Origin of the sequence: Marinobacterium sp. xm-a-127, from assembly GCF_013283425.1 — a bacterium.
Classification (GTDB): Bacteria; Pseudomonadota; Gammaproteobacteria; order Pseudomonadales; family Balneatricaceae; genus Marinobacterium_E.
This window is the reverse complement of record NZ_WBYH01000002.1, coordinates 1-23,534: the sequence shown is the minus strand read 5'-3', so window position 1 is coordinate 23,534 and position 23,534 is coordinate 1. Positions and strand designations below refer to the sequence as shown.

24 protein-coding genes are annotated in these 23,534 nt (G+C 48.6%); 13 read left to right on the top strand and 11 right to left on the bottom strand.

Annotation, left to right across the window (positions count from 1 at the left end; genetic code table 11):
• Positions 1-21: 21 nt before the first annotated feature.
• The 7 genes from accD (at position 22) to XMA127_RS04190 (ending at position 7,107) form a co-directional block, all read left to right on the top strand.
• Positions 22-897: an acetyl-CoA carboxylase, carboxyltransferase subunit beta gene (gene accD, locus XMA127_RS04220; RefSeq protein WP_173480840.1), complete on the top strand. Its 876-nt coding sequence runs from the start codon at positions 22-24 to the stop codon at positions 895-897.
• Between the two features lie 22 nt (positions 898-919).
• Positions 920-2,191 carry a bifunctional tetrahydrofolate synthase/dihydrofolate synthase gene (gene folC, locus XMA127_RS04215; RefSeq protein WP_173480841.1) on the top strand — a complete coding sequence of 424 codons (1,272 nt, stop codon included), beginning with the start codon at positions 920-922 and terminating at the stop codon, positions 2,189-2,191.
• On the top strand, positions 2,173-2,763 hold the full coding sequence (locus XMA127_RS04210; protein WP_217362025.1) for an SPOR domain-containing protein: 591 nt from the start codon (positions 2,173-2,175) through the stop codon (positions 2,761-2,763). The genes folC and XMA127_RS04210 overlap by 19 nt, the downstream gene beginning before the upstream one ends.
• A gap of 84 nt (positions 2,764-2,847) precedes the next feature.
• Positions 2,848-3,369 carry a CvpA family protein gene (locus tag XMA127_RS04205; RefSeq protein WP_173498939.1) on the top strand — a complete coding sequence of 174 codons (522 nt, stop codon included), beginning with the start codon at positions 2,848-2,850 and terminating at the stop codon, positions 3,367-3,369.
• Positions 3,370-3,388: 19 nt separating this feature from the next.
• Positions 3,389-4,909, top strand: a complete 1,521-nt coding sequence (gene purF / locus XMA127_RS04200) for an amidophosphoribosyltransferase (RefSeq protein WP_173480843.1) — start codon at positions 3,389-3,391, stop codon at positions 4,907-4,909.
• Between the two features lie 9 nt (positions 4,910-4,918).
• Positions 4,919-6,148, top strand: a complete 1,230-nt coding sequence (locus tag XMA127_RS04195) for an O-succinylhomoserine sulfhydrylase (protein ID WP_173480844.1) — start codon at positions 4,919-4,921, stop codon at positions 6,146-6,148.
• An 11-nt stretch (positions 6,149-6,159) separates the two neighbouring features.
• The gene (locus XMA127_RS04190; protein WP_173482435.1) at positions 6,160-7,107 is read left to right on the top strand and encodes a tRNA-dihydrouridine synthase; all 948 of its coding nucleotides are present in this window, start codon (positions 6,160-6,162) and stop codon (positions 7,105-7,107) included.
• A 205-nt stretch (positions 7,108-7,312) separates the two neighbouring features.
• Here XMA127_RS04190 and XMA127_RS04185 read toward each other — a convergent pair whose 3' ends face one another.
• The 11 genes from XMA127_RS04185 to cysD all read right to left on the bottom strand — a co-directional run bounded on the left by XMA127_RS04185 (position 7,313) and on the right by cysD (position 17,355).
• The gene (locus XMA127_RS04185) at positions 7,313-7,726 is read right to left on the bottom strand and encodes an Hsp20 family protein (protein WP_173480846.1); all 414 of its coding nucleotides are present in this window, start codon (positions 7,724-7,726) and stop codon (positions 7,313-7,315) included.
• Positions 7,727-7,922: 196 nt separating this feature from the next.
• Entirely contained in the window at positions 7,923-8,333 is a 411-nt protein-coding gene (locus XMA127_RS04180; RefSeq protein WP_173480847.1) for a DUF2185 domain-containing protein, read from the bottom strand.
• 8 nt (positions 8,334-8,341) lie between these two features.
• Positions 8,342-8,977, bottom strand: coding sequence for an endonuclease III (gene nth / locus XMA127_RS04175; RefSeq protein WP_173480848.1), 636 nt, complete (start codon positions 8,975-8,977; stop codon positions 8,342-8,344).
• 3 nt (positions 8,978-8,980) lie between these two features.
• Positions 8,981-9,691 (bottom strand): electron transport complex subunit E, encoded by a 711-nt coding sequence (locus XMA127_RS04170; RefSeq protein ID WP_173480849.1) that lies wholly within the window; start codon positions 9,689-9,691, stop codon positions 8,981-8,983.
• A complete protein-coding gene (gene rsxG, locus XMA127_RS04165) occupies positions 9,681-10,337 on the bottom strand; it encodes an electron transport complex subunit RsxG (RefSeq protein ID WP_173480850.1) in 657 nt (218 codons plus the stop codon). Before rsxG ends, XMA127_RS04170 begins: the two co-directional genes overlap by 11 nt.
• A 2-nt stretch (positions 10,338-10,339) precedes the next feature.
• Positions 10,340-11,392 carry an RnfABCDGE type electron transport complex subunit D gene (locus XMA127_RS04160; RefSeq protein WP_173482436.1) on the bottom strand — a complete coding sequence of 351 codons (1,053 nt, stop codon included), beginning with the start codon at positions 11,390-11,392 and terminating at the stop codon, positions 10,340-10,342.
• A gap of 9 nt (positions 11,393-11,401) precedes the next feature.
• Positions 11,402-13,474 (bottom strand): electron transport complex subunit RsxC, encoded by a 2,073-nt coding sequence (rsxC, locus tag XMA127_RS04155; protein WP_371731505.1) that lies wholly within the window; start codon positions 13,472-13,474, stop codon positions 11,402-11,404.
• On the bottom strand, positions 13,471-14,064 hold the full coding sequence (rsxB, locus tag XMA127_RS04150; protein WP_173498073.1) for an electron transport complex subunit RsxB: 594 nt from the start codon (positions 14,062-14,064) through the stop codon (positions 13,471-13,473). The genes rsxC and rsxB overlap by 4 nt, the downstream gene beginning before the upstream one ends.
• Positions 14,065-14,073: 9 nt before the next feature.
• Positions 14,074-14,655, bottom strand: coding sequence for an electron transport complex subunit RsxA (gene rsxA, locus XMA127_RS04145; protein WP_173480853.1), 582 nt, complete (start codon positions 14,653-14,655; stop codon positions 14,074-14,076).
• 116 nt (positions 14,656-14,771) lie between these two features.
• Positions 14,772-16,427 carry a sulfate adenylyltransferase subunit CysN gene (cysN, locus tag XMA127_RS04140; RefSeq protein ID WP_173484490.1) on the bottom strand — a complete coding sequence of 552 codons (1,656 nt, stop codon included), beginning with the start codon at positions 16,425-16,427 and terminating at the stop codon, positions 14,772-14,774.
• A 10-nt stretch (positions 16,428-16,437) separates the two neighbouring features.
• Positions 16,438-17,355 (bottom strand): sulfate adenylyltransferase subunit CysD, encoded by a 918-nt coding sequence (cysD, locus tag XMA127_RS04135; RefSeq protein ID WP_173498938.1) that lies wholly within the window; start codon positions 17,353-17,355, stop codon positions 16,438-16,440.
• 230 nt (positions 17,356-17,585) lie between these two features.
• Here cysD and XMA127_RS04130 point away from each other — a divergent pair, with 230 nt between their 5' ends.
• From XMA127_RS04130 to XMA127_RS04105, 6 genes are all read left to right on the top strand, one after another.
• Positions 17,586-18,371, top strand: coding sequence for a sulfite exporter TauE/SafE family protein (locus XMA127_RS04130; RefSeq protein WP_173498937.1), 786 nt, complete (start codon positions 17,586-17,588; stop codon positions 18,369-18,371).
• Positions 18,372-18,403: 32 nt separating this feature from the next.
• Positions 18,404-20,059 carry a nitrite/sulfite reductase gene (locus XMA127_RS04125; RefSeq protein WP_173498936.1) on the top strand — a complete coding sequence of 552 codons (1,656 nt, stop codon included), beginning with the start codon at positions 18,404-18,406 and terminating at the stop codon, positions 20,057-20,059.
• Complete coding sequence (locus tag XMA127_RS04120; protein WP_173498935.1) at positions 20,046-20,525, top strand: DUF934 domain-containing protein; 480 nt, start codon at positions 20,046-20,048, stop codon at positions 20,523-20,525. Before XMA127_RS04125 ends, XMA127_RS04120 begins: the two co-directional genes overlap by 14 nt.
• Entirely contained in the window at positions 20,522-21,145 is a 624-nt protein-coding gene (locus XMA127_RS04115; RefSeq protein ID WP_173482440.1) for a phosphoadenosine phosphosulfate reductase family protein, read from the top strand. Before XMA127_RS04120 ends, XMA127_RS04115 begins: the two co-directional genes overlap by 4 nt.
• A 10-nt stretch (positions 21,146-21,155) precedes the next feature.
• Positions 21,156-22,589: a siroheme synthase CysG gene (cysG, locus tag XMA127_RS04110; protein ID WP_173498934.1), complete on the top strand. Its 1,434-nt coding sequence runs from the start codon at positions 21,156-21,158 to the stop codon at positions 22,587-22,589.
• A 97-nt stretch (positions 22,590-22,686) separates the two neighbouring features.
• Positions 22,687-23,460, top strand: coding sequence for a hypothetical protein (locus XMA127_RS04105; protein WP_173498933.1), 774 nt, complete (start codon positions 22,687-22,689; stop codon positions 23,458-23,460).
• Positions 23,461-23,534 lie beyond the last annotated feature (74 nt).

The following is a 23,534-nucleotide window of genomic DNA, read 5'->3' as shown; positions in this document are numbered from 1 at the left end:
GTCGATCATTTAGGGAGTACCATGAGTAACTGGTTGGAAAAGATCGTACCGTCACTGGCACGTAATGATGAGAAAAAACGCAACAGCATTCCAGAAGGGCTTTGGGAGAAGTGTCCAAAGTGTGAAAGTGTGCTGTACAAGCCAGAGTTAGATAAGACCTTACATGTCTGCCCTAAATGTGATCATCACCTACGTATTGGCGCCCGTCAGCGTTTGAACTACTTCCTTGATGAAGGGTCAACGAAAGAGATTGCAGCTGATATTGAGCCAATCGATCGTCTTAAGTTCAAAGACTCTAAGAAATACAAAGATCGTCTAACGGCTGCTCAGCGCGATACCGGCGAGAAAGACGCATTGGTTGCGATGAAGGGTACCTTAGAGGGCAACCCAGTTGCTGCGGTCGCTTTCGAGTTCCGTTTCATGGGTGGTTCAATGGGTACAGTTGTAGGTGAGCGCTTTGTACGTGCTGCTGAAGTCTCATTGGCTGAGGGTATTCCTCTGGTCTGCTTCTCTGCTTCAGGCGGTGCTCGTATGCAAGAAGCGCTATTCTCCCTTTTTCAAATGGCTCGTACATCGGCTGTACTTGAAGAGATGCGTACCAAAGGTATCCCTTTCATCTCTGTGTTAACTGACCCTGTCTACGGCGGTGTCTCTGCCAGCCTTGCTATGCTGGGTGATTTGAACGTTGCTGAGCCTCGTGCACTGGTTGGCTTTGCAGGTCCACGTGTTATCGAGCAGACCGTTCGTGAAAAACTTCCTGAAGGGTTCCAGCGCAGTGAGTTCCTTCTAGAGCATGGGCAAGTTGATATGATTATTGAGCGCGGTGAGATGCGTAGCCGTCTTGCTAAAATGCTTCGTCAAATGCAGGGCCAGCCTGCTCAACAACTCGCCGACTAAGCGCTCAGAAGACGATTGGGTTATGAGCAAATTGAGCTCAACTAACAGTTTGGAAGAGTGGCTCGAAGTCATTGAGGCCGCTCATCCGTCTGAGATTGATTTGGGTTTAGATCGTGTTGCTGAAGTGGCCGGTCGCCTGAATCTGGATTTTTCTCGCAGTAAAGTCATCACTGTAGCGGGTACCAACGGTAAGGGTTCAACCTGCGCGATGTTGGATTCTATTCTTCGCGCATCAGATTTTACCACCGGTGTCTACAGCTCCCCTCATTTTTTAAACTACAATGAACGGATAAAGATCAACGGATTAGATTCATCTGATGAAGTCATTGTTGATGCATTTTGTCGGATAGATCAAGCTCGAGAAGAGATCTCTTTAACCTACTTTGAGTACGGCACACTGGCTGCGCTGATCATCTTTTCAGACCTGGCTCTTGATTATGTGATTTTAGAAGTTGGGCTCGGCGGGCGATTGGATGCCGTTAACATTGTCGATGCTGACATCGCTGTGATTACCTCCATTGCGTTGGACCATATTGATTGGTTGGGCGACGACATCGAGTCCATCGCGCGCGAAAAAGCGGGTATTTTTCGACCTAATAAACCAGCGGTCTGTGCGATGTCACCGGCAGCTCGATCGATTGTTCAACACTCGGCTGAACTGAATGCTCCGCTCTACCAATTTAACCAAGATTATCGATTAGATGACGCTCAGAAGGTCTGGAACTGGTCGGGTGTCGATCTGAAGGGTGAGCATATCGCTTACTTTGATCTGCAAGTGCCTCCTTTGCCACTGATTAATGCTGCGACTGTCCTGCAAGTATTGACGCTGATTGCTCCTGAGGTTTCCATTGAGTCGATCGCTAGTGGATTAGAGAGTGTACATCTCACCGGTCGCATGCAGAGTGAAACAATCGGTGTAACCGAGTGTCTGCTCGATGTGGCACACAATCCGCAAGCGGCTGAGTACTTAGCGGATCGATTGCAGCAACAGCCAAAGCCGTCGAAGCGAACCCTAGTGCTGGGTATGCTTAATGATAAAGATCGACAGGGTGTGATTGAGGCACTGAGGCCGATCACCGATGAGTGGTACTTGGTTTCACTACAAGGACCGCGCGCCAGTCAAGCTGAAGAGCTTGTGAATCTGGTTGGGGCAAACAACCCTCATCAATGTTTCGCGTCTGTATCCGAGGCGCTTGATCAATTATCAAACTCTACTTCAGAGAGTGAGCAGGTTCTGATCTGCGGCTCTTTTCTAACCGTTACGGAGGCCCTGAGTTGGCTCAAGACGCATTAATTCAGGCAAGTATTCGCCGTCGATTGTTAGGGTTGGGAGCGCTCTTGGTAATCTCACTCTCTATCGCTCCGCTGATCTTCGATGCCGCAGGCTATAAAGAGCGTAAAATTGTGGATCGTATTCCTCCTGCACCGACCTTGCCGCCCGTTATGGAAGCGGCTCCAGCGGTTGTTTTGGATGATACAATCAACGAACCCGAGGTGATTAACGAGCCAGCGCCAGTGGCTCAGCCCGTTGTGATAAAAGCACCCCCTGTAGAGGTGGTCGAAAAGATGAAGCAACGTGCTCCTGAAGAGGTCTCGCCGGCAGAAGATATGCCAGCTTTGGATGAGAACGGAATTCCGGCGGCCTGGTCTTTACAGTTAGCAAGTTTCAAAGATGAGCGAAATGCTAAGTCTCTTCGCGCTGATCTGACAAAAGCGGGATACAAGGTCTATATCCGTCGTGCCAACGACCTAGTTCGTGTCTACATCGGCCCAGAAATGCAACGTACCCGTTTAGAGTCGCTAAAAGAGTCGATCAAAGAGCAGTACTCATTGGATGGTATGATTGTGCGCTTTACAACTCAGTAAGCGATGATAAATAGATCAAGAGTTCATTGGGTAAACCGATCCACTCTGATAAAATGCAGCTGTTTTTAACTTTGGATAGAGAAGATGATCTGGACTGATTGGCTAATTATCGGCATCGTTGCCGTGTCCAGTCTATTAAGCCTCAAGCGTGGATTCGTGCGAGAAGCTCTATCACTTGTCACTTGGGTCAGTGCTTTTATAGTGGCGCGTCTGTTTTCAACCAGTCTGAGTACCTATTTGGTTGATTACATCGAGACCCCATCCCTCCGTATGTTGGCAGCCTTTGCCGCTCTATTTGTATTAACACTGATCGTGGGTGCCCTTGTCGGTAAATTGATTACCGCATTGATCAGTGCAACCGGTTTGTCTGCAACCGATCGTATCCTCGGAATGGGCTTTGGTGCCGTTCGTGGCGGTCTGGTTGTTGGTGTCATTGTTGCTCTGTTGGGGCTAACCCCAGCCGTTGAGGATCAATGGTGGAAAGATTCTCAGCTCATTCCTCACTTCGTTTTGATGGAGGAGTGGACCAAAGAGACTGCAAAAGAGATAGGTGGTGTAATCTGGACACTCAGCAGTGATCCAGCCAGCGCCAGTGCCGTGAATTAGTTCGATATAGGTAGATCGGATGTGTGGAATAGTTGGCATCGTAGCCAAAACCTATGTTAACCAGACAATTTTTGATGCGTTAACAGTCCTACAACACCGTGGCCAAGATGCTGCGGGTATGGTTACTTGTGAAGGTAACCGCTTTTATCTGCGTAAGGATAATGGCTTAGTCAACGAAGTCTTCCGTACACGACACATGAAAAAACTGAATGGCGAGATGGGTATTGGCCACGTGCGCTACCCAACAGCCGGTAGCTCAAGCTCAGCAGAAGCTCAGCCATTCTATGTCAACTCACCTTACGGTATTGCGTTGGCACACAACGGTAACCTAACCAACTCTGAGCAGTTGGCTGATGAGGTGTTCCGTTCTGATCTTCGCCACATCAATACCACCTCTGATTCAGAAGTGTTACTGAACGTTTTTGCCCATGAGCTGCAGTTGTTGGGCAAGTTACACCCAACCTCTGAAGATATCTTCAACGTCGTGGAAACGGTCCATAAGCGTTGTCAGGGTGGTTATGCCGTTGTTGCGATCATCACCGGTCTGGGTCTGGCCGCTTTTCGTGATCCTTTTGGCATACGCCCACTGGTTTACGGTAAGCGTGAAACCGAAGCAGGCGTTGAATACATGGTGGCCTCAGAGAGTGTTGCGTTGGATACTGCCGGCTTCGAGATGGTGCGTGATGTGGCGCCTGGTGAAGCGATCTTCATTACTCAAGAGGGTGAGATCTTTACCAAGCAGTGTGTTGAAACACCCGTGCTTGCTCCTTGTCTGTTTGAGTACGTCTACCTAGCTCGTCCAGACTCGATCATTGATGAGACACCGGTTCACAACGCGCGCATGGCGATGGGTGTGAAATTGGCGGATAAGGTGCGCCGTGAGTTCCCAGAGCACGATATCGACGTCATCATTCCAATCCCTGATACCAGCCGTACAGCGGCACTTGAGATGGCGAAAAGCCTGAAAGTGACCTACCGCGAAGGCTTTATCAAAAACCGTTACATCGGCCGTACCTTCATCATGCCTGGGCAGACTCAGCGTAAGAAGTCGGTTCGTCAAAAACTGAACCCGATTCAATCTGAGTTTAAAGACAAAGTGGTTATGCTGGTTGATGACTCTATTGTACGTGGTACTACGTCCGCTCAGATTGTTGAAATGGCACGTGATGCAGGTGCGCGTAAAGTCTACTTTGCCTCAGCAGCCCCTGAAGTTCGTTACCCCAACGTATTCGGTATCGACATGCCCAGTGCCAGTGAGTTGATTGCACATGGTCGTACTGCGGAAGAGGTGGGTAAAGAGATCGGTTGTGATTGGATGCTCTACCAAGATCTTGATGATCTAAAAGCCTGTGTCACAGATCTTAACCCTGCGATTACTCAGTTCGATACCTGTGTCTTCAATGGCGAGTATGTCACTGGAACAGTGACCAGCAGTTACCTTGATAACATCGATGCTAAGCGCAACGACGGTGCTAAGGCGAGTGCTGATGATGAACAGACCGAAGGAAACGAGTCTACCAACCTACATAAAGCTTTTTAAGGATGAAGCATGGGAAGTAAGCAGTTCGAACGACCTGAAAGGATTCAGTTCAGTGATGATCACTACGCGGTAGAGACGCTCGCAGTTAGAGCGGGTCAGTGGCGTAGTGAAGAGGGTGAACACTCCGACGCAATCTTCCCAACCTCTAGTTTTGTCTACAGCTCAGCAAAAGAGGCTGCTGATACCTTTGCCGGCAACATCGAAGGCAATGTCTACTCACGTTTTACCAATCCAACGGTTCAAGCCTTTGAGCGTCGTATTGCGGCGCTAGAGGGTGGGGAGCGCGCCATCGCGACCAGTTCAGGGATGGCGGGCATTATGAGTCTCTGTTTGTCATTAATGAAACATGGCGATCATGTGGTCTGTTCTCGCTCTGTGTTTGGTTCAACCGTATCACTATTTGAAAAGTACGTGAGTCGAGCGGGGATCGAAACGACCTTTGTTGACCCTAAAGATTTAACCGCATGGCAAGCGGCCGTGCGCCCTACAACCCGTATGTTCTTCTTAGAGACGCCTAGTAATCCTTTAGCCGAGGTGACGGACATACAGGCCGTTGCTGACGTGGCACATGCAGCGGGCGCTAAGTTGGTGGTGGATAACTGTTTTCTAACACCCGCTTTGCAAAAGCCACTGTCGCTCGGCGCGGATATTGTCATGCACTCGGCTACTAAACACCTTGATGGACAGGGGCGTGTTGTCGGTGGCGTTGTGGTTGGTTCAGACGCTGATATGGAAGAGGTGTTCGGGTTTATCCGAACAGCGGGCTCTTGTCTGAGTCCATTCAACGCATGGGTTTTCCAAAAAGGCTTAGAGACACTTCCACTGCGAATGAGAGCGCACAGCGAGGCTGCACTAGAGATTGCACAGTGGCTAGAGGCCCAGCCTAAAGTAGCGAGAGTCTACTATTCAGGTCTCGCTTCGCATCCACAACATGAACTGGCTGCTCGTCAGCAATCAGGATTTGGTGCGGTACTTGGATTTGAAGTTGCGAGCGATACCCTGAGCCAGCAAGAGGCGGCTTGGTCGTTTATCGACGCAACCGAAGTCATCTCGATTACCGGTAATCTAGGCGATGTTAAGAGCACAATCACTCACCCTGCAACGACGACTCACGGACGTATGTCAGCTGAAGCTCGTGCAGAAGCGGGTATTCAAGATAGCTTGATTCGTCTCTCTGTAGGCCTAGAGAACGTTGACGATCTCAAGCGCGATCTACAGCGTGGCTTAGACGCCATTTAAAATCGACTTTTATGCGTCTGATTGTTGCGCCGATGGAGGGCGTTGTTGATTACAGCATGCGTCGCCTCATCGCTCGAGTGGGCGGAGCTGATCAGATGGTCTCCGAGTTTGTGCGTGTTAATGACACGCTGCTCCCCCCTAAAGTCTTTCATAAACTGATCCCAGAGCTGAAACAGGATTATTGCGGTTACGGCGATACCCCTCTGGTTGTTCAGTTATTGGGTTCTGATCCTGAATCCCTGGCTAAAAATGCTTTAACTGCACTTGAGTTGGGCGCGCCTGCGATTGATATGAACTTCGGCTGCCCCGCCAAAACCGTTAATAAGAGTAGGGGTGGATCGATTCTCCTTAAGGAGCCCGAGGTCGTTCATGATGCCGTTAAAGCGGTGCGTGATGCGGTTCCTAGCCATATCGAAGTCAGCGCTAAAATGCGCCTAGGGTATGAAGACAAATCATTGGCAATCGATAATGCGCAGGCGATCGAAGCGGCTGGTGCGAGCTATCTTACTGTGCATGCCCGCACAAAGGTAGAAGGGTACAAACCGCCGGCACACTGGGAGTGGATCGCCAAGATTCGAAATGCGGTCTCGATCCCGGTGATTGCCAATGGCGAAGTCTGGAACGTCGAAGACTATGACCGATGCCGAGAGGTCAGTGGGTGTGAGGATGTCATGATTGGGCGAGGCTGGGTCGCTAACCCACTGCTACCGCTTCAGATTAAAGATAGAAGCTACCCGACCGATTTGGATGAGTGTTGGCAGCTGCTAAAGCCGAATATCCTTGAGTTTTATGATGATGTCTTCTCGTTAATTGAAGAGCGTCATGTGCATGGTCGTATTAAACAGTGGTGCAATATGCTGGGCTGGCACTATCCGCAAGCCAAAGAGCTATTCCAAGAGCTAAGAACCGAGCGGGATGCTGTGAAGATTGGGGATGTTCTTAAAAGCCGACTCCAGTAATCAGTTTTGGCTTTCATAACAGATCGCGGTTTATCGCTTCGCGCTAATTCGCTCCTACATCTCGTGACGGTGACTGGCTTTCAGCCTGTCATCCGCTGGTAGATTTTGCTCTATCTTCTGGAAGAAGCGGCAAGGGTCGATGACAGGCTGAAGGCCAGTCACGGTTAAAAAACGCGGCAAATGCCGCGTTTTTTTAAGTCTATTCTTAGCTAATCTCAATCCGACGAGCTTTCATCGCTTCTGGAATTTCACGGATCAATTCAACGTGAAGCAGTCCATTTTCCATCGACGCATTTTCAACGCGGACGTGATCGGCTAGTTGGAATCTGCGCTCAAAGTTACGGGCTGCGATGCCTTGGTAGAGGTAGGTACGCTCTACTTGATCTTCCGCTTTGTTACCACGAATCACTAGGTTGCCGCTCTCGCTGGTAATCTCAATCTCTTCGCGAGTAAAGCCGGCTACAGCCATAGTAATGCGGTAAGAGTTCTCTCCGGTCGCTTCGATATTGTACGGAGGGTAAGCTGATTGTTCGCTTCGGTTAGCGGTATCAATCATGTTGGCTAGGCGATCGAAGCCAATTGCTGAACGGTATAGGGGTGTTAGGTCAAAATTACGCATGGTCATATCCTCAAATTAAGCAATATGTAGTTCAAAGTTAAACCACCCAAGCGGCGTGGTTAGGAAGTGCAGTACCTCATGGTCACTGCCTACATAGATTATTTGGGGATAGTAACTAGAAAATTCAAGAGCGGAATTTAACTGAATCGCGACCCAAGGGAGTAGGGTAAAAAGGGTCGCGATTAATAGAGATTAATCAGTGGGTTGTTTCGTTACCGAACTGATCCACATCATTGGTGATCTCGACATCGACGTTAGCACTTGGAATCTTATAGTCGTAGACACGCTCCCAGCCTTCGGATTCAGGTGCACGCTCCCAGACAGTGCCAGCGTTGTACTCAAGCAGGGGCTCTAAGGAGGGGTCTATTTTCACGACTTTCTCTGTGGGCATGGGAATCATATTCACCTGTTCGTTGGCTAGAAACTCATCATCTTCATACCCAGTGAATAGTCGCCATCCGGTATCATTTAGATGCTCAGGGACGGTTTTATACATAAAACGAACCGGCAACTTTTCATCAATTACTAAACGAGACATCAGTGTTAAAAAGCCATTTTTGGTCTGGTTGGTTTCACCTTGGTAGGGCTTGTTGTCATCGTTGCTCATAATGGATCCTAGTAGTCTGTTTTCTTTTTGAATTCACACAAATCTTCAATGTTACAGGCGCCACATCGAGGCTTTCTAGCGACGCAGACATAGCGGCCATGCAGTATCAACCAATGGTGGGCATCGATTAAATACTCCTTTGGCACAAGGCGCAGCAGTCGCTTCTCGACCTCTAATACATTTTTACCTGGGGCGATCCCGGTCCGGTTGGAGACACGGAATATATGGGTATCAACTGCCATGGTGGGTTGGCCAAAGGCGGTATTTAGAATGACATTGGCGGTCTTGCGTCCAACGCCTGGGAGCGCTTCAAGATCTTCTCGGTTGTCTGGAACCACTGAGTTATGAAGATCGACCAGCATATGGCAGGTCTTCATCAGATTCTCAGCCTTGGTATTGAATAGGCCGATGGTCTTAATTTTCTCTTTAAGCCCTTCAATGCCCAAATCAATGATCGCCTGCGGTGTGTTGGCGATAGGGAATAGCTTGCGAGTCGCTTTGTTCACTCCAACGTCAGTAGCCTGAGCCGATAGAAGCACGGCTGCCAGCAGCTCAAACGGCGAACTGTACTCTAGTTCGGTTGTTGGATGTGGATTGTCCGCTTTTAGTCGCTCGAAGATCTCGATGCGTTTTAGTTTGTTCATCGCTTAGCCTGTTACGCGGACCCGTTTCGAACCCGTACTTACGGGAGCTTCGGTTGGCTCAGGGATTGGTTGTCGCTCTTTGATTCGCTGATCAATCAGGTTTTTCAGTGCGATCAAAAGGCCTAAACCGAGGAATGCGCCCGGCGGTAGAATGGCAAATAGGAAGTTAGGGTAGTCATCTGCCAGTGTAATATGCCAGTTCGTTGCCATCTCTCCGAATAGAAGATCCATGTTGGCAAACAGAGCACCGGTGCCCAGTAGCTCACGCATCGCGCCGAGAATGACCAAGACCAGCATAAAGCCAATCGACATAAAGAAGCCGTCAATAAACGACTCTTTGATCGCATTTCGAGAGGCAAAGGCATCGGCGCGACCCATAATCACGCAGTTGGTGACGATGAGCGGAATGAAAATACCCAAAATGGTATAGAGTTCATAAGTGAAGGCCTGCATCAGTAATTCGATGGCGGTGACAAAGGCGGCAATAATCATCACGAAAATGGGTAGACGAACCGTTTCAGGTGTTAGCTTGCGGAACAGTGATACCGTCAAGTTGCTGCCGGTCAGAACGACCAGTGTCGCCAATCCAAGTCCTAGCGCGTTAACCACCGAGTTGGTGACGGCGAGTAGTGGACAGAGTCCAAGTAGTTGAACCAGGGCTGGGTTGTTAGTCCATAACCCATTCTTAATCAGTGTCTGTGTTTCACTCTGCATAGCTCTTCTCACGATTCGCGGGTGACAATAACAGATTCTTGTGGGTCTCAAAGTAGTCTAACGCAACGCTGGTTGCTTTGACGACAGCCCTAGGTGTGATCGTTGCACCGGTAAATTGATCAAATTGACCGCCATCTTTTTTCACGGCCCAGTTTGAATCATCTTGACCCTGTCGACGAGTCCCTCTGAAGCTTTCTATCCAATCTGATTTAGCTCTATCGATTTTATCGCCAAGCCCTGGGGTCTCTTTGTGGGAGATGACTCGCACACCAGCAATGGAGCTGTCCGCATTGATTCCGACAATCAGATCAATGTCGCCAGAGTAACCCTGAGAGGAGGTGACCGGTAAAATAACCCCCACTACCTGATCGTTTTGTATCGCTTGGTAACCAGTGGTCCCAGTCTCGACGTTCAGCTGTCCTGCATCCAGTTCAATGCGATGGTCATACAGCTGTTCATCAATGCTCGCAGGGAAGATCTCATAGAGTGCCTTCGATTCAGCTTCACGAACGTTGGCATCAATACGATCGACCGTCGTCACTTGGGTAATGGCGATCACAGCAGCCGACAAAACGGCAAATAGACCAATACCAACCGCGCTCTTAGAGATGGATTGAGTGGTGGTAGGGTTCTCATTGATCTCCATACTCACTCTCCTTTGGGTCCAAGACGTGCACGTTTATGGCCGTAACTACGCGGTTGGGTGTAGTGGTCGATCATTGGCGCCGCTAGATTCATTAGAAGAACCGAGAAAGCAACCGCATCAGGATAGTTACCCCAGGTTCGAATAATGAAAATTAACAATCCGATACCCATACCAAAAACGATTCGACCGCGGTTACTGGTAGCGGATGAAACCGGATCCGTAGCGATAAAAAACGCCGCTAACATAGTGGCACCCAGTGTTAGGTGATTAAACGGGTCAACAAAATTACTGGGATCGACACCATAAGCGATGGCACTCACCAAGCCTAGGGTGACAAGAATGCTGACAGGGGTATGCCAAGTGAATACCTTTTTGTAGATCAGGTAGATGCCACCCATAAACCATGCGGCCGAAAGGGCGTGATAGGCTGCGGCACCCTCAATCAAGGTTTGATTGCTGCGCCACATCTCTTCTGTCGTAAAACCATCACGGTTGCGCAGAATATCCAAAGGGGTCGCCCCGGTGTAGGCATCCATCATCTGTGATGATCCGGCAAAGATCAGTGACAGTGACTCCGATATAGCTGGAATGGACCAACCCTCACTGCCACTTAATACGTAGGGAAGGTTCCAACTGGTCATCTGAACCGGGAATGAGACCAGCAGTAGGGCGTAGGCGACCATTGCTGGATTAAAGGGATTATTACCAATGCCGCCATAAACCTGTTTAGCAAATAGAATCGCAACAAACATCCCAACAATACCGATCCAGAGCGGTGCTGAGGGCGGTATAGAGACTGCTAATAGAAGTGCCGTTACCGTGGCGGAATAATCACCTAGGTAGCGTGAAATGGGCAGTCCGCGCATCTTCAGAGCAAGCGCTTCAAACGCGAGCCCTGAGGCTAGGCAGATCGCAACCTGAATCAAAGTACCCCAACCGAAGAAGAGGGTCAGCGCGAGTATGCCTGGAATCATCGCCAGAATGACTAGCTGCATGACACCAGAGCTGGTATTGCTGCGGGTAACGTGGGGTGAACTCATCCGTATCAGTGACATCTGTTAATCCTACTCGTACGGTTTAAGTTGTGATTCAAGTTGAGCGAAATGACTTTTGGCTGACTCAAGATCGGTTTTCAGAGCTTCTTGCTCTGTCTCGTCATCACTCTTGCTGATCGCACGTTCAATCTTGGTTATGGCAACCTTCGCCATGGCAACATCAATGCGCAGCTGTTTAAGATCAATTCCTGCGCTCTGGGCCAGTTCAATCAGAGCATTGTCAGCATCAGTATGGGCTTTGCTTGCCTCTTCTAGGCGAGACTTCAACGCTTCGATTTCGCTTTCGTCTTTCTCTTCGGCGGCTTCTGCCTTCTTCAACTTGGTGCGCATGATCGAAACTTGCTGCTTCAGCGCTTTTAGATCCGGTTTAGTCTCTTTCGGTTCGCTCTTAGTTGGCGTTGATTGGACTGCTTCCGTTGTAGAGCTGTTCTGAAGGGCCTGTTCAGCCTCAGTCGCTGCCTGTTTAAGTTTATCGACAGTCGCTTGCAGAGTTTCAACGCCATCCAGACCTTTATCTTGGGCATTTTTGAGGGCGATTTCGGCTTTCTTCAATTTGGTTCTGGCAACGGCCGCAGCTGTTTTCAGTGCCTCTGTGTCATCTTGCGCAGTTTCACTGCTGGACTGTTTCTTACGTTCTGCTTGAGCTTTAGCCGCTTCAGCCGCGCGTGCTTTACGTCGTTCCGCTTTCTCGATTGCCTCGCGTTCTAGGCGAGCTTGTCTCGCTTCGAATCGCTCACGAGCATGGTCAGCTTTGCGTTGTTCAAGTTCCTCTGCACGGATCTCAGATTTGGCAAAACGGTAGAATTGCACCAGAGGAATGCTGCTAGGGCAGACGTAGGCGCAAGCTCCGCACTCTATACAGTCAAACAGGTTATGGTTTTTCGCCTTCTCAAACTCTTTGCCTTTTGCAAACCAGTAGAGCTGCTGCGGAAGCAGTTGTGCAGGGCAGGCCTGTTCACACATTCCACATCGGATACAGGGCTGTGCCGCAGGCGCTTCGGGCATCTCGCTATCGGTCGCCGCGATCAGACAGTTGGTTGTTTTGATGACCGGAATTGAATCGGTTTCTGCGGCAACCCCCATCATTGGACCGCCCATCACCAGACGATGCATGGCGCCCGGTTTTAGATCAGCCGCCGAAAGCAGTTCTGAAAAAGGTGTTCCGATCAGTGTCCAGAAGTTCCCAGGGTGCTCAACTGCCTCACCGGTTACCGTCACAATACGTTGTATTAATGGCTCCCCGTGATTGATTGCGCGATGCAGCGCCTGAGCCGTCCCAACGTTTTGCACCACAATGCCAATGTCAGCCGGTATTTTGCCACTCGGTACTTCTACACCGGTTAAAAGCTGAATCAATTGGCGTTCACCACCGGAAGGGTATTTGGTCGGAACCACGACGAGATCCACATCGATATCAGTTTCAGCGAGCGCCTCATTGAGGGCGCGAATCGCGTTGGGCTTGTTATCCTCTATACCAATTAGGGTATGAGTTGGCTCCAACAGATGCTGAATGATTTTAATACCTTCTAATATTTCAGAGGCGTGCTCACGCATCAGCATATCGTCAGCAGTAATGTAGGGCTCACACTCAGCCGCATTGATAATCAAGGTGGTGACAATGTGATCTGAACCCAAGTTCAATTTCACATCGGTTGGGAAGCCTGCACCACCCATACCTGCAATACCCATTTGGCGAATCTGGTTAACCAGTGCAGAACGCTCTATGCCCTTATAATCAATTGCCTGATGTTCAATCCACTGATCTAGGCCATCTGATTCAATCACAATACATTCAGCGGTTAGACCCGACGCGTGCGGCACGGGTTGTGCTTCGATCGCGGTAACGGTGCCGGAGGTTGGTGCATGCAACGACGCACTAATACGACCTACGGGTTCAGCGATGATTTGTCCTTTAAGTACTTTATCTCCAACAGAGACAACAGGGTCAGCGGCTAGGCCAAGGTGTTGCTGAGTTGGAATGACCAAGCTTTTAGGAATGGGCATGGTCCGCACTGAAGCGCGAGTAGACTGCTTCTTATTTTCTGGCGGGTGAATGCCGCCGTGAAAACTGAATACCTTCACGATGGATTCTCCTCAAAGCGAGGCTGTCTATCCGTCGCAATCAGATTATTGGTTTGAGGTGGTTCTGGCCACTTCCAGTTCAGTGTTGTCGTCGCCACTGGCAACATATCAATACAGTCGACAGGACAGGGCTCAACACAGAGATCACAACCGGTACACTCATCGACAATGACGGTGTGCATCTGTTTTGCTGCACCTAAAATGGCATCGACTGGGCAGGCTTGAATACACTTAGTGCAGCCAATACACTCATCTTCACGAATGTAAGCGACCTTGCGAACATCCTCGACCCCGTGCTCTGCGTCCAAAGGAATAGAGTCTACATTGAGCAACTCTGCTAGTTGGTCAACGGTGGCCTGCCCGCCTGGAGGACACTTATTGATCGCTTCACCTGCTGCGATACCCTCAGCGTAAGGGCGGCAGCCAGGGTGACCACATTGGCCACATTGAGTTTGTGGTAATAGGGCGTCAATTTGATCAACAATCGGGTCACCCTCCACTTTGAAGCGGACGGCTGCGAAGCCAAGAATGACACCAAAGATCAATGCCAGAATGGCGAGAACAAGAATGGCTAGTGCAACGCTACTCATGCGGCCACCTTAGAACTGAACCAGGCCAGCAAAGCCCATGAAGGCGAGTGACATAAGGCCAGCCGTAATCATACCGATGGCTGGACCTTTAAAGGCAACTGGCACCTCAGCAACAGCAATGCGCTCACGCAGCGCCGAGAAAAGAATCAGTGCCAACGAAAAGCCAACTGCAGCACCAAAACCATAACCAATGGATTCGATAAAGTCGTTCTGTTTGCGAATGTTCAACAGTGCTACACCCAATACCGCACAGTTGGTGGTAATCAGTGGCAGGAAGATACCCAGTAGCTTGTAGAGCAGTGGACTGGTTTTATGTACGACCATCTCCGTGAACTGCACAACCACCGCGATCACGAGAATGAAACTGACCGTCTGTAGATAGATCAGATCAAATGGCAGTAGCAGGTAGGTGTAGACCAAGTAGCTGCAGACAGAAGAGAGCGTCAGTACGAAGGTGGTCGCGAGCGACATCCCCATAGCGGTCTCTAGCTTGTTGGATACCCCCATGAAGGGGCACAAGCCTAGAAATTGAACCAGTACAAAGTTATTCACCAGTACGGTACTGATTAAAATTAATAGAAACTCAGTCATCGTCTATCGCTATGGCGTTGAAAGCAAAAAGAAGCTTAATAAAAACGGTTTAGAGTGTACCCTAAACCGCCTCTATAACCCAGTATCAACGGTTGTTTCAGGTCAATTAGACGTCGCTAAAGTAACTTTAGTTCAGTCAGTGACTGCAGAATCAAATCAACCTGTTTTTCGGTCGGCAGGGTGATATCGAGATAAACCTCACATTTTGCATGCGGTCCTATGACAATATCACTTCCATCTTCGATAGTACTGAGAACAACGGTGCCTGCCTCTTTTAACAGTACTGCATCGTCCAGTCGGCTGCTAACCGCCGGTAGAAGGCCTCTATCGAAGAGACGTTTCTCCAGCGTGAACAGCACCGAATTTGAGACATTCGGTAGCCCAACTATCAGAGCGTTATGGCCCAGGCGACGAGCTCGAAGGCTAGCATCAACCACCGTTTCAGAGTGTATTTCGTTGTTCTCAATCGGCTGCTCAGCTTCAACCATCATGCCTGCGGCAATGGTTCTATTGGTTAAGCGGTCAATGACAACAAAGGATCCGGTCGAACCATTCTCTAGGTAGGGATCCATCTGAATCGCGCGATCGAGTTGCAGACTGACTTCGGCAATTTCATTAAGCGTCAATGAATCTGCAGGTAGAGCCTCTTGGCTATTCACATCTACTTTGAAATGAATATCAGTGACTCGGCCAGAGGATTTCGCTGCTGTTGTTTTAATGAGAAGGTTGTTGCCTAGCTTAAGGGGAGACTGGTCCATCCAGATCAGTTTGGCTCTAAAGGCGTTAATCGGCTCAACCTCATCTTTCGACATCACCAGAGTGTCACCGCGTGAGATATCGATTTCATCTTCAAGCGTCAGCGTGACGGCCATTGGAGCGAAAGCACGTTCAAGATTCCCATCCATCGTAACGATCGATTTAACCTTGGATTGCTTGTTACTTGGGAGGACCTTGACCTCTTGACCGACCTCTATGGAGCCTGACGCGATGGTTCCCGCATAGCCACGGAAGTTTAGGTTAGGGCGACTGACATATTGCACGGGGTAGCGAAAAGCCTCAGACGTTGCACGTCCAGTATCTACATCCTCTAGCAACTCCATAAGAGTAGGACCTGAGTACCATGGAGTGTTGATGGATGGATCGACAACATTGTCCCCCTGCAGTGCAGAGATAGGGCAGAAGTGAATATCGGATAAGCCCAGTTTATCGGCCAAAGCGAGATACTCTGACTGAATCTCGTTAAAACGATTCTGATCGAACTCTACGAGATCCATTTTGTTGATCGCGACGACAATGTGTTTAATGCCCAGTAGGGATACGATGTAGCTGTGGCGACGTGTCTGTGTCTGAACGCCGTATCGGGCATCGACCAGAATAATCGCCAAATCCGCAGTTGATGCGCCGGTCGCCATGTTGCGTGTGTACTGCTCATGGCCGGGTGTATCGGCGATGATGAACTTACGTTTTGCAGTAGAAAAAAAACGATAAGCCACATCAATGGTGATGCCTTGTTCACGCTCGGCCTGAAGGCCATCAACCAATAGCGCTAGATCAGGTTGATCGCCGGTTGTGCCAACACGCCTACTCTCTTTATTGATGGCAGCAAGTTGATCCTCATAGATCATTTTAGAGTCGTGAAGTAGACGGCCGATCAAAGTGGATTTGCCGTCATCGACGCTGCCACAGGTGATAAAACGGAGCAGCTCTTTATTCTCGTGCTGCTCAAGGTAGGCGTTAATATCACTGGCAATAAGGGATGATTGATGACTCATAATATCTATCCTAGAAATATCCTTCGATTTTCTTCTGTTCCATGGACCCTGCACCGTCATGGTCTATAGCGCGGCCCTGCCTTTCAGAGGTGGTAGCCAATAGCATCTCTTGAATGATCTCCGGCAGCGTTGTGGCTGTAGATTCAACGGCGCCCGTTAACGGATAGCAGCCTAGGGTTCTAAAACGGACCGATTTTTGTTCAGGTGCTTCACCGTCATTAAGTGGTAAACGCTCGTCATCGACCATGATGGTCATGCCATCTCTCTGAACCACTGGACGCGGCTTAGAAAAATAAAGTGGTACTAAAGAAATATTCTCTAAGTATATGTATTGCCAGATATCTAGCTCTGTCCAGTTCGATAAAGGAAAGACACGAATGCTCTCGCCTTTATTGATCTCAGTGTTGTAGATATTCCAGAGTTCTGGCCTCTGGTTCTTTGGATCCCAACGGTGGTTTTGGTCCCTAAATGAGAAGACGCGTTCCTTGGCGCGAGACGCCTCTTCATCACGACGAGCACCCCCAAATGCAGCATCAAACTGATACTTATTTAGAGCCTGCTTAAGGCCTTGAGTCTTCATGATGTCAGTATGTTTTGCGGACCCATGGACAAAGGGATTGATGTTCATATCGACGCCCTCCTGATTGATATGAACCAACAGTTCCATACCCGCATCTTTTGCCATCTGGTCTCTAAACTCGATCATCTCTCGGAATTTCCAAGTGGTATCGACATGAAGCAGTGGAAAAGGAGGATTGCCAGGGTAAAAAGCCTTACGGGCTAAGTGCAGCATGACTGATGAATCTTTACCGATAGAGTAGAGCATAACAGGGTTATTAAACTCAGCAGCCACTTCACGAATGATGTGAATGCTCTCTGCTTCAAGCTGTTTGAGATGGGTCAAACGATCCGAGCTAATAAGATTCATAGCGCCTCCTTAATTTCGAAAACGCATTATGCATACAAATTTATATAACCCAAAAGAATATATAAAAATTAAGATAGTAGTTTTGGTTATATAAATTTCAACTTATATAAATATTAGCTATATAACTGATTCGGATAATATTACGTCTAAATATTATTTTGAGTTATATAGAAAGGCATATATATTCCATTTTGTAATTTGTATTCTTATCTTTATAACGGAGCAACCACATGGAATTTGGATACTCTTTTGCTGGCCTTTTGGTTGGTTTCGTTATTGGTTTGACCGGTATAGGTGGTGGCGCGTTGATGACGCCTATATTAATTGTCGGTTTTGGTGTGCCTTTAATAGTGGCTGTGAGCACGGATCTGCTATACGCCGCATTTACTAAAGCGGGTGGCATCCTCAATTACGCAAAGAGACAGTTGGTCGAGTGGCGTGTAGCGGCATTACTGTTGTTAGGGAGTTTGCCAAGCTCATTTTTGACGCTGATTATCCTCAGTCAGGTTGAATCGGTGGCAACCCTCGAATCAACCATCAACTTAACGCTTGGGGTGTCACTGTTACTTACCTCTATTGCAGTCTTCTTTCGTGAGGCAATTCGTCGTTTTTCAGACAAGCAGTCCGATACGCCTTTTGCGCAAACACTTGTAAAGCTGCGTCCCTATCTAACGGTGTTATGTGGTCTCTTTTTAGGTGGGTTGGTGACACTTTCATCAGTAGGGGCAGGTGCGCTTGGAACCGCCATGCTGATCTTACTCTATCCCCGTTTTTCTATGGGTACGATCGTTGGAACGGACTTAGTCCATGCCGTTGTGCTTACGGCTTTCTCAGGGTTTGGTCACATGCATATGGGTACAGTGGATTTGGAGCTTTTGGCCTACCTATTAGTGGGCTCACTGCCCGGGGTTTGGTTAGGCAGTCGATTAGGGGCGAATCTATCTCCTAAATTGATGCAGCCGATCATCGGCAGTCTGTTGATGGCGATAGGTATCCGTTTCGTTTTAGCGGTTTAAAAGAATATTTCAGTAAAGGGTTAGGGTAGACGATGTATATCTATAACGACGTTGATCAAAAGATCGTTGATGAGCGTGTTGAACAGTATCGCGATCAAACCAAGCGGTATTTAGAAGGGCGCTTGAGTGATGACGAGTTTCTGGCACTCCGTCTGATGAATGGTCTCTATATCCAGAGACAGGCACCTATGCTTAGGGTGGCTATTCCCTATGGAACGATGACATCGACTCAGTTAAGAGCTTTGTCTGCGATCTCTAGAAAATATGATAGAGGCTATGGTCACTTTACGACGCGTACCAATATTCAATTTAACTGGCCAAAACTTGAAGAGGTGCCTGATATTTTGGCGGATCTCGCAAAGGTTCAGCTGCATGCGATCCAGACTTCAGGCAACTGTATTCGAAATACGACCACTGATCACTTTGCTGGCGTTTCCGCAACTGAAATTTCTGATCCTAGACCCTGGTGTGAGCTGATTCGACAGTGGTCGACTCTGCATCCTGAATTTGCCTATCTTCCACGAAAATTCAAGATCGCCATTACCTCAGGGCCAGAAGACCGTGCAGCCACTCAAGTTCATGATGTTGGGTTGCACCTCATTAAGAACGCTCAAGGCGAGCTAGGCTTCGAGGTATTAGTTGGCGGTGGTTTAGGGCGCACACCGAAAATAGGTAAGGTGATTCGTCAGTTCTTACCCGCTAATGAGGTGATCTCGTACTTGGAGGCAATCCTAAGGGTTTATAACTTAAAGGGGCGTCGTGATAACAAGTACAAAGCTCGAATTAAGATATTAGTTGATGCGCTGGGTGCTGATGCGTTTCGTGATCTTGTCGAAGAGGAGTGGCAGCATCTCAAAGGGAGTGATTTGCAAATTACTCAAGAGGAGATTGAACGGGTCAGTGACTTCTTCACGCCACATGACTACAACGCTCAAGCGGCTGCTGACACGACATTGGATCACTATCTAGAGACCCATTCAGAGTTTAAATACTGGTATCAGAGAAATACGCATCAGCACAAAGTGCCTGGCTATCGTGCAGTGACCGTCTCCCTTAAGCCGCAGTTAGGGGCGCCGGGGGATATCACAGCCTTGCAGATGGATCTGGTGGCAGAGTTGGCGGATCGTTTCTCCTTTGGACAGATTCGCTCAACGCATCATCAAAATCTTCTATTGGCCGATGTTGATCAGAGAAACTTGTACTCCGTTTGGGTAGCGCTCAGTGATGCAAATTTAGCTCGTGCCAATATCGGCACGCTAACCGATATGATTGTCTGTCCTGGGTTTGATTTCTGTTCTTTGGCCAATGCAAAAACCCTGAACATTGCTCAGCAGATTAATGATGCCTTTGATGATGTTGATTATCTGCATGATCTTGGTGATATACGCCTCAATATGTCGGGATGTATTAATGCCTGTGCCCATCACCATGTGGGCCATATCGGTATCCTAGGTGTCGATAAGAAGGGTGAGGATTGGTATCAAATCACACTGGGAGGATCGAGCGAAGCCGATGCATCACTCGGTAAAGTGCTGGGACGCGCTGTCGCTGCTGATGAGGTGGCCGATACGTTAAAGCGTCTTCTGGAAACCTATGTGGAACTACGAAAGGGTGATGAGCTGTTTATCGATTGCGTGCGCCGACTAGGTGTTGAGCCGTTTAAGGAGAGAGTCTATGCCGTTGCTTAAGCATAAAACCTTAGTCAGTGATGATCCTTGGGTTTTTCAGGAAGAGTTTTCAGACATTACAGAATCATCCATCGTTGTGCCATTCACTCAGCTTCTTCAGCAAGTGACGATTGCACAACCTCAGGAACGATTAGGCGTCAGACTCAGCAGTGAGGAGTCACTGGATGATCTGATTCCACATTTAAATCAGGTATCGCTGGTTGAAATCTATTTTGAAGCGCTACGCGACGGTAGAGGCTTCAGTTTTGCTCGCCTGTTACGTCGAGAGGGTTTCCAGGGTGAGATACGTGCCAGCGGTGAGGTGAGCCGTGATCGACTGGATTATCTCTATCGGTGTGGCTTTGACTCGGTGCTGTTGCAGGCTCCGATCGATGCTGAGCAGGCCCAAACGGCCTATCAAGAAATTTCCGTGCACTATCAGGCTGATGCGCGAAACGACCAACCTATCTATAGGCAGACATTATGAGCTTAGATATTAATAAGGCTAATCAACAACTCGCCGGCGCAACCCCTCAAGCGATTGTCGAGTGGGCACTAGAGCAGGGCGATAACCCAATTATTACGACCAATTTTCGTCCCTATGAGTCGGTCATTCTGCATCTAGTGACCTCAGTTAAACCGGATATTAAAGTGCTTTGGGTCGACTCAGGATACAACACCTCGGCGACCTACCGCTTTGCCGAAAAACTGATACAAGACCTAAATCTTAATGTGATTACCTATGTGCCAGCACAAACAGCAGCGCATCGAAATGTGGTCATGGGTGGCATCCCTGACGTGGATAGCCCACTGCATGAAACCTTTACACAGCAGGTCAAAATCGAGCCATTTCAGCGGGCTCTAGCCGATCTAAAGCCGGACGTATGGTTTAACGCCATTCGCAAAGATCAGACCGAGTTTAGACAGTCACTGGACGTCTTAAGCCAATCAAAAGATGGTGTGCTGAAGGTGGCGCCACTGTTTGAGCTGACAGAGGCACAACTTGAGTCCTATCTGCTAGAACACAATTTGCCGAATGAGCATGACTATTTCGATCCAACTAAAGCGCTAGAGACCCGTGAATGCGGGCTTCATACGCAACTGTAGAGCCACTCTTATGGAATATTTACCGCTCTTTTTTGATCTTAAAAACCGACCTGTTCTACTGGTAGGTGGCGGCGACGTGGCTTTGCGTAAAGCACGGCTATTAACACGTGCTGGCGCGCTCATTCATCTTATTGCACCAGAGGTGTGTGGAGAGGTGAAAATGCTGGTTGAGCAGAAGGGTGGTCAGATTGAGCTGGGTAAGTATCGTAAATCTCTACTGCAAGGCAGAGTCTTGGTCGTCGCCGCGACCGATAATCAGTCGCTCAATGAGTCGATCTCTTTTGACGCGCGTTCTGCTAATGTTCCGGTCAACGTTGTAGACAGTCCTGCACTCTGTACGTTTATCTTTCCGGCTATTGTCGATCGATCCCCAATCGTTGTCGGTATCTCTTCGGCGGGTAAAGCACCGGTCTTAGCGAGAAATCTTCGAGCACGATTAGAGACTCTCATCCCTCAAGGCTATGCCGACTTAGGTGCATTGGTGGGACGGTTTAGACAGCAGGTGAAACAGAAATTTTCCACTGTTGATGGTCGCCGCCTATTTTGGGAGAAGATACTGTCAGGCCCTGTCGCCGAAAAGGTATTTGCAGAACAGAAGGATGAAGCTGAACAGTTACTTAGGTCGGCGATTGAAGCGGCCGAAGATAAAGCACCAATGGGTGAAGTCTATCTGGTCGGCGCGGGGCCAGGGGATCCTGAACTGCTGACCTTTAAAGCACTGCGTTTGATGCAGCAGGCCGATGTGGTGTTGTATGACGCCTTGGTCTCACCGGAGGTGGTGGATCTCTGTCGTCGAGATGCCGATTTAATCTATGTGGGTAAACGCCGTGATCAACATACTTTGCCACAAGAGGGGATTAACGAGCTGCTAGTCAAACATGCGAAGCAGGGTAAGCGAGTGGTCCGCCTAAAAGGGGGGGATCCGTTCATCTTCGGCCGAGGCGGTGAAGAGCTTCAAACCTTGTCTGAGCAGGGGGTGCCTTTTCAGGTAGTGCCAGGCATTACAGCGGCCAGTGCCTGCAGTAGTTACTCGGGTATTCCATTAACTCACCGTGATTATGCTCAATCCGTTCGATTTGTAACCGGGCAGTTAAAGAGCCGGCAAGCAGAATTAGATTTCTCAGATCTATTAGCAACGAATGAGACGCTGGTCTTCTATATGGGATTGCACACTTTGCCAGATATCTCTGCGGGATTGATGGGTGCGGGTCGTTCAGCCTCTACACCGGTCGCCATCGTCTCTCGCGGTACCTGTAAGGATCAAAGAGTGTTGACCGGAACCTTGTCGACGATATCCGACCTACAAGAGAGTGCCCAACTTCCCGCGCCATCCATCATTATCGTTGGCGAGGTGGTTAAGCTTCACTCAGAACTGACCTGGTTTGGTGAGGTTCATCAAGAGGCTAATCATGCTTTAGAGCAGGTACAGCAACTTTCCGCTTAAAAGTTTGTATGTTGGCATGGCATTTGCTTAATCCACAGTAGATAGGCATCTATGTTAATGATGCTCGAAACTGTTTAGGTTAGGTGTTGGATTGATCATGCTGAACTCTTGTTTTTATTTATGCGTCGCGTTTTGCAAATTTTTTGCAAAAACCAAATCCCAGTTGTTGTTCTCTCTACTGATCTCAATTCCATTAACGGCGACTTCGGCGTCTGACAAGCCTGTGGATCCTAATCGGATATTGATTCTGTTTACTGGCCACGAACAGATCCCTTTTCAGCAAGAGGTTTTTCAGGGGTTTATTGATGAGCAGTATCAGCTACTCTTTGATCAATCTGAGTTATTCACAAAAGAGGTTTACATCCACCGATTGGATGCTTTCAGAAGTGAGCCCGAATACCTTCCGCAAAAAATCGAGTCTATTTATAAAAATTACCCTAAACTACCCGCAACGATCATCGCCGAAGGCAATTTTGCCCTGCGAGTTGCTCAAGGACTTTCTAGCAAACAACCCAACGAGATAAATATTTTTGCTGTCAACACCAGCATGGCCGCTCTTCCCGGATTTTCGAAAGGGGAGCTGTTTGATAAAGAGGCAACACTTGATTTGATACCTGAGTTGTTCCCAAACATCAAAGAGTTGGTTGTGCTTGCCCCAGCCTCACGTCGAGTAGAGATCGAAGATCTCTGGGATTTCAACTTTGCCGATCAGTTTGATTTAACCCTACTTGATGAATCGTTAAGTTTTGACGAGACCCTATCCACATTAAAAAAGCTCCCGGCAGATCGAGTCATTCTATGGTTAGGTCGTGGTACTGGAGATATTGTCAAATCTGGTGTACGGCATCAGGCGGCATTCCTGTCTGATTGATCCTGTACTTGCTCACCGTCCTTGAACGGTACGTTGTTGACCACCAAGGTCAGCAGATTAAATCCTCTTATCCG

Bases quoted from the DNA above. Each gene is read 5' to 3' on its own strand.
- XMA127_RS04170 (WP_173480849.1), bottom strand. From the start codon at position 9,691: ATGCAGAGTGAAACACAGACACTGATTAAGAATGGGTTATGGACTAAC.
- rsxB (WP_173498073.1), bottom strand. From the start codon at position 14,064: ATGAGTAGCGTTGCACTAGCCATTCTTGTTCTCGCCATTCTGGCATTG.
- XMA127_RS04185 (WP_173480846.1), bottom strand. From the start codon at position 7,726: ATGCGTAATTTTGACCTAACACCCCTATACCGTTCAGCAATTGGCTTC.
- rsxA (WP_173480853.1), bottom strand. From the start codon at position 14,655: ATGACTGAGTTTCTATTAATTTTAATCAGTACCGTACTGGTGAATAAC.
- XMA127_RS04195 (WP_173480844.1), top strand. From the start codon at position 4,919: ATGGGAAGTAAGCAGTTCGAACGACCTGAAAGGATTCAGTTCAGTGAT.
- XMA127_RS04115 (WP_173482440.1), top strand. From the start codon at position 20,522: ATGAGCTTAGATATTAATAAGGCTAATCAACAACTCGCCGGCGCAACC.
- cysG (WP_173498934.1), top strand. From the start codon at position 21,156: ATGGAATATTTACCGCTCTTTTTTGATCTTAAAAACCGACCTGTTCTA.
- cysD (WP_173498938.1), bottom strand. From the start codon at position 17,355: ATGAATCTTATTAGCTCGGATCGTTTGACCCATCTCAAACAGCTTGAA.
- XMA127_RS04160 (WP_173482436.1), bottom strand. From the start codon at position 11,392: ATGTCACTGATACGGATGAGTTCACCCCACGTTACCCGCAGCAATACC.
- XMA127_RS04180 (WP_173480847.1), bottom strand. From the start codon at position 8,333: ATGAGCAACGATGACAACAAGCCCTACCAAGGTGAAACCAACCAGACC.
- XMA127_RS04205 (WP_173498939.1), top strand. From the start codon at position 2,848: ATGATCTGGACTGATTGGCTAATTATCGGCATCGTTGCCGTGTCCAGT.
- rsxG (WP_173480850.1), bottom strand. From the start codon at position 10,337: ATGGAGATCAATGAGAACCCTACCACCACTCAATCCATCTCTAAGAGC.
- XMA127_RS04130 (WP_173498937.1), top strand. From the start codon at position 17,586: ATGGAATTTGGATACTCTTTTGCTGGCCTTTTGGTTGGTTTCGTTATT.
- XMA127_RS04125 (WP_173498936.1), top strand. From the start codon at position 18,404: ATGTATATCTATAACGACGTTGATCAAAAGATCGTTGATGAGCGTGTT.
- purF (WP_173480843.1), top strand. From the start codon at position 3,389: ATGTGTGGAATAGTTGGCATCGTAGCCAAAACCTATGTTAACCAGACA.
- XMA127_RS04105 (WP_173498933.1), top strand. From the start codon at position 22,687: ATGCTGAACTCTTGTTTTTATTTATGCGTCGCGTTTTGCAAATTTTTT.
- cysN (WP_173484490.1), bottom strand. From the start codon at position 16,427: ATGAGTCATCAATCATCCCTTATTGCCAGTGATATTAACGCCTACCTT.
- nth (WP_173480848.1), bottom strand. From the start codon at position 8,977: ATGAACAAACTAAAACGCATCGAGATCTTCGAGCGACTAAAAGCGGAC.
- XMA127_RS04190 (WP_173482435.1), top strand. From the start codon at position 6,160: ATGCGTCTGATTGTTGCGCCGATGGAGGGCGTTGTTGATTACAGCATG.
- folC (WP_173480841.1), top strand. From the start codon at position 920: ATGAGCAAATTGAGCTCAACTAACAGTTTGGAAGAGTGGCTCGAAGTC.
- accD (WP_173480840.1), top strand. From the start codon at position 22: ATGAGTAACTGGTTGGAAAAGATCGTACCGTCACTGGCACGTAATGAT.
- XMA127_RS04120 (WP_173498935.1), top strand. From the start codon at position 20,046: ATGCCGTTGCTTAAGCATAAAACCTTAGTCAGTGATGATCCTTGGGTT.